Raw genomic sequence first — 4,695 nt, forward strand, 5'->3', positions numbered from 1 at the left:
CAGAATTTTGAACGCCCTCGCTCTTTTAATAAACACTGGTTTAGTTTGTCTTATGATATCTCAAAGTGCCATCTTCAAAAGCACTAATGTGTTGTCACATCAAGGTAGCTTTATGTCGTTGTATCACTCCTTGAGGCAACAAGTAAACACCAGATATCAGCGCAAAGGCCAAGCACAAAGTTGGTGAAAATACATAACTATTTAAGATGGCACTGAATTCTATTGCTGCTAATTCCTATCAATTCAGTATCAATACACTATTGAACGCCCTTGGCTGTCAGCCTATCTATGAAATCAAAAGCGTTTCTTGGTTGATATGAACCACTTTCAGAAATACGTTGGTAAACGCTTTCGTGTAATGATTCATTGGTTCTCTCATTAGTACCTAACTTCCGCATTTTTTCAGTTAACTTATAAAGCCAGTTCATCGAGTCTCTGTATTCATCTAGATGATGTGGTCGATAATATGACAAAAACTTTTCGTTAAATATTAAACCATGATTGCTTGCTTTCTCTTTAAGCCAATGCAGTGAAATATTAGCTAAGCCATCTTTAGAATAACCACCACCAACGTTGCTATGGCTACCCGCAAACCACTTTTGCTCTAAAGTTTGTTCGGAACCCTCTGGCAAGGTCCAAACTGCTGGTTTAAAAGGGCCGCGCTTTTCATCAATTGCAAGCGCATGATAAGCATGTTCGATATTTTCGGTCAGACTAACATCATGAAATCGGTATCTGTTGTTGATCAGTTCAAATTTAAAAGGTACACCTAGCGCACCAACGGTATCCCAAACGCCTACAAATTTAATCGATACATCTGTGCACTGATGTTCATTTTTAAACGCTGCAACTTCCGCATCTGAGGCCTTATTTCGATACAATCTGTATGCCTCTGGCATATAAAAAGCGTGATCTTTAGGCAGTAAGCCCACTTTATTGATTAAGCCTATCGCACTGCGAATTGTATATGCACCGCGACTGAAGCCAAACCCATAGATTTCATCTCCGGCTTGGTAGTTTAAAACTAAAAATTGATAAGCTTTAATCACATTTTCAGATAAACCAATTCCAAACCCACCTCCCAAAATCTTGTCCATTCCCCAGTGCGTACCGATCCCCTCGCTGTAATATACAACTTGATGGATGCCATCGTGACACACAGGCTCTATACCCCTTGCTAATTTAACGACATTGGTTGGCTTTCTTTTGCCTCGATCATATTGTGCTGGCTTGTTCCAAGTTCCATCCATACACAACACTAATCTTTTCATTCTTTTTCCTTTTAACTAACTGAATTAAAATAAATAACACTCGCTACAATACAGCTAATAATAAACATTAAAAAGGACAATTTTTTCCTATTCATTACTAAAATTTTTATGATTACGCTATCTGGTTGTACTAAAAGTTACTTATTCGACTATTTCATAGCTACGAATAATCGTCGTATGTTCAACTGCCGGTTTATAGTATTTTTCTTTGATTGCTAAATATTCTTCGTTGATAAAAAAGGTGTCCATTGTTTCTTTATTTGGAAAATGTATCGTAAAAACGCGATTGATATCATTGTTTGTTTCCTTTTTTAAGACTTCCCCAACAACAAAATCATAGCCAAAGTCACCACCAATCCTTCGCAATATAGGTGTCATTGCTTTTCGATACTCTAAATACAGCTCATCACTTTTTACATACAGCCCAACCAACATTTCCAATTTCGCCATCGTTTTCTCCCTTCATATTTGTACCCAGATTCTGCATTAAAGTGATTGAACAAACAATCTAATTTCTAGCCCACCAATAAATATCTATTTATATTGGTAGCCCACTTCACAATTGCTCCTTATTGTTCTTATATATGTTGTATCAATTGCAATTTTTTGGATAAAACCATGATACAGCCTTTATTTGAACAAAATACTGAAGTGAATGATACGACTCTTAACGTCATCGCACACATGCCTACAACTAGCTTACCCACCCTTATTTCTGATGATTTTAGTACAAAGTTAAGCGATGGTGACTTCATGAGGGTTGCGGTATTACTTGCCAAAAAAAGCTACGAAGAAGGTGGCTGCCCTATTGGCGCAGTTATCATCAATAATGAAAATAATCAGATTGTCGGTAAAGGGCACAATACCCTTGTGCAAGAGTCACACCCATATAACCACGGAGAAACCTCTGCAATTAGAGATGCCGGCAGAATTGATTTTTCTAAAACAACGCTGTACACCAGTTTAAGCCCTTGTGATGTGTGCGCAACACTTTTATATATGAGAGGCTTCAAACGCGTCGTGGTTGGAGATATTACTAATGCCAGTGGTAATGAGTCCCTTTTAAAGGAAAAAGGTCTACAAGTAGATATTCTGGAAGATCAACTAGGTGTTAAGCAGTACGGGGAGTTTAGATTGCAAAAACCAGAACAAGACTTAGAAGACTGGCAAGGGGTTGCTGCTTTGAAGTAAAAATAGGGCCTTGCAAAACAAGGCCACCATACCTTATTTTTTTATGCCTTCAATGTGCAGCTCAAGTGTCACATGAGTAGAGGCTGGACCTAAGTTGTAATCGATACCGAAGTCTTTAAGCTTTAAAGAAGTTTCCCCTGAAAAGCCAACACGGTAACCACCCCAAGGATCTTTACCTTCACCAATTTTTTCTACAGGAAAAGTTATCGTGCGCTTAACACCGTGAAGCTCTAATATACCAGTCAGTTTCCCTTCTGTTTCACTAACTTGTTCATACTTAGTGCTTTCGAAAGTTGCTTTAGGAAATTTTTTAACGTTTAAAAAATCTTTTCCTTTTAAATGCTTATCACGTTCAGCATGATTAGAGTCAATACTGGCAGTACTAATAACAACATTTATTTTAGACGCATTTGGGTTGGCTTTATCATAGCTAAAGTCGCCATCAAAGTCATTGAATCGGCCTGTTAACCAGCTATAACCCAAGTGCTTAATTTTAAAGTTTATGAAGGCGTGTGCGCCCGCTTTGTCAATTTGGTATTCAGCTGCATTAGCCACGCCCGAAATTGCTAAGCCAGCAGCTACAACTGCGGATAAAATACGTTTTTTCATAAATTCCTCTCAAGATACTTTAATTAGTTTTCTTTATTCACTTTTAGTATTCGACTTAAACCACTATCTTTATTTATAAACTGGTGCTTTAACGCAGCGCCTATATGTACGACGACAAACCCAATTAATGCCCACGCCAACCAGAAGTGTATTTCACCTACAATGTCTTCTTGATTATCAAAAGACCAAGGAAGTGCTGACACATTAATTAGTTCGAATACAGAAATAGGCTTACCATCAGCAGTCGAAATTAAATAACCACTTACAAGAATTAGTAGCATCAACGCGTAAAGTAAAAAGTGCCCTACTCGCGCAGCTGCTTGTTCTAGTTTTGGCCCCGGTAGCTCATCTGGGCGCTCATTAACCTGTCGCCAGATCAACCTCAACACCCACATAGCTATCAATAACATGCCTATCGATTTGTGCAGGTCTAAAGAACCTTTGTACCATGGGTCATAATAGGTAAGCTCTACCATATACAGGCCAAGCCCAAACATAAAAAAGATTGCTATCGCCATGAGCCAATGAATTAATATGGCTACCAAACCATAACTTTTATTGCTGTTTTTAAGCACCTTGCCTCCTATCTAACCGGATACCTGTATCTAGATTACAGATTAATTCACCCCACAAGTAGTGCATAAATATAAAAACTGTTGTGCAAAATTGTATATACTCATTTCATAGACGAAGTGGAATATTATTTTTTTATGCAAAAGTTAAATTGGGATGACTTTCGTGTTGCGTATATTGTGGCAAATGCGGGCTCTTTAGCGAAAGCTGCGCAAATACTCCAATGCAATCACACCACCGTACTGCGGCACATAAACAGACTTGAGGAAGCATTAAACGTCAAACTATTTATCCGTCACCAAAGAGGATATAAATTAACCGATTCGGGTTATATTTTGAATGATGCTATGCCTGACATTGATGCACAATTTGTTGCTTTGGAGGACAAATTACAAAGTGTTCAGCAAGACTTTAGCGGCAAAGTAAGAATTACCACAGTCACGTCATACTCGTCACTTCTTGCACCTGCAATGCAAGCTTTTCGCCAGCAATACCCAAAGGTAAGGATTGAACTGCTCGCAACTGACGAGGTGGTTCCCGCGCAAAGTGGCGTTGTCCATGTTGCACTTAGGGCTGGCCCTAAGCCACAAGAACCAGATCTGATTGTACGCCACGTTGTTTCATTAAAAATGGCCTATTATGCATCACAAAGTTATGTCGATACATTTGGACTGCCTGAGTGCGAAGAGCAGATGAATGAACATCAGTGGTTAATGCCTGACAAAAGCAAATACCATATTCCCTTTATTCATCAAGTCATAAAAAGATTGAGTAATGAAAGTATTGTCTACTCGAGCAATCAATTTTTAGATATCCAATCAGCAGTGATAAGTGGGATGGGTATTGGCCCGGTGTCTGAGATAGAAGCAAATAAGCACGCGCATTTAATCGAGCTCGATAGCAGCACTCTATTTGCAACGGATTATATTGGCTCTCTGTGGTACACATACCACAAAGACCTAAAAGATAACGCAAAAGTCAAAGCGCTATGTGATTTTTTAATCAACCATACACGCCATTTGTCAGTTTAAATGGTAGTGTTCAAAAATCT

Annotated in this window: 7 protein-coding genes; 3 read left to right on the forward strand and 4 right to left on the reverse strand. The window is 38.7% G+C overall.

The genetic code is table 11. From position 1 onward, the window contains the following. Window positions 1-187 (forward strand): hypothetical protein (locus tag N482_RS25530; RefSeq protein WP_231100801.1); only part of this gene is annotated, 187 nt, incomplete at its 5' end. A gap of 70 nt (window positions 188-257) precedes the next feature. Here the strand turns inward: N482_RS25530 and N482_RS05670 are convergent. Together N482_RS05670 and N482_RS05675 are read right to left on the reverse strand one after the other, a co-directional pair. Further along, window positions 258-1,271, reverse strand: a complete 1,014-nt coding sequence (locus N482_RS05670) for a DUF2235 domain-containing protein (protein WP_063376135.1) — start codon at window positions 1,269-1,271, stop codon at window positions 258-260. A gap of 141 nt (window positions 1,272-1,412) precedes the next feature. After that, entirely contained in the window at window positions 1,413-1,721 is a 309-nt protein-coding gene (locus N482_RS05675) for a DUF1330 domain-containing protein (protein WP_063376136.1), read from the reverse strand. 168 nt (window positions 1,722-1,889) lie between these two features. Here N482_RS05675 and N482_RS05680 point away from each other — a divergent pair, with 168 nt between their 5' ends. Then, the gene (locus N482_RS05680; RefSeq protein ID WP_063376137.1) at window positions 1,890-2,462 is read left to right on the forward strand and encodes a nucleoside deaminase; all 573 of its coding nucleotides are present in this window, start codon (window positions 1,890-1,892) and stop codon (window positions 2,460-2,462) included. A gap of 33 nt (window positions 2,463-2,495) precedes the next feature. On the opposite strand, the gene N482_RS05685 is transcribed toward N482_RS05680, so the two are convergent. Continuing rightward, window positions 2,496-3,071 carry a YceI family protein gene (locus N482_RS05685; protein ID WP_063376138.1) on the reverse strand — a complete coding sequence of 192 codons (576 nt, stop codon included), beginning with the start codon at window positions 3,069-3,071 and terminating at the stop codon, window positions 2,496-2,498. Window positions 3,072-3,094: 23 nt separating this feature from the next. Beyond that, complete coding sequence (locus N482_RS05690) at window positions 3,095-3,646, reverse strand: cytochrome b (protein ID WP_063376139.1); 552 nt, start codon at window positions 3,644-3,646, stop codon at window positions 3,095-3,097. 135 nt (window positions 3,647-3,781) lie between these two features. Here N482_RS05690 and N482_RS05695 point away from each other — a divergent pair, with 135 nt between their 5' ends. Next, a complete protein-coding gene (locus N482_RS05695; RefSeq protein WP_063376140.1) occupies window positions 3,782-4,675 on the forward strand; it encodes a LysR family transcriptional regulator in 894 nt (297 codons plus the stop codon). Window positions 4,676-4,695 lie beyond the last annotated feature (20 nt).

The organism is Pseudoalteromonas luteoviolacea NCIMB 1942, from assembly GCF_001625595.1.
Taxonomy (GTDB): Bacteria; Pseudomonadota; Gammaproteobacteria; order Enterobacterales; family Alteromonadaceae; genus Pseudoalteromonas; species Pseudoalteromonas luteoviolacea_A.

Excerpts from the sequence above, each read along its gene's own strand:
- N482_RS05675 (WP_063376136.1), bottom strand. The coding sequence starts at position 1,721 with ATGGCGAAATTGGAAATGTTGGTTGGGCTGTATGTAAAAAGTGATGAG.
- N482_RS05670 (WP_063376135.1), bottom strand. The coding sequence starts at position 1,271 with ATGAAAAGATTAGTGTTGTGTATGGATGGAACTTGGAACAAGCCAGCA.
- N482_RS05680 (WP_063376137.1), top strand. The coding sequence starts at position 1,890 with ATGATACAGCCTTTATTTGAACAAAATACTGAAGTGAATGATACGACT.
- N482_RS05695 (WP_063376140.1), top strand. The coding sequence starts at position 3,782 with ATGCAAAAGTTAAATTGGGATGACTTTCGTGTTGCGTATATTGTGGCA.
- N482_RS05685 (WP_063376138.1), bottom strand. The coding sequence starts at position 3,071 with ATGAAAAAACGTATTTTATCCGCAGTTGTAGCTGCTGGCTTAGCAATT.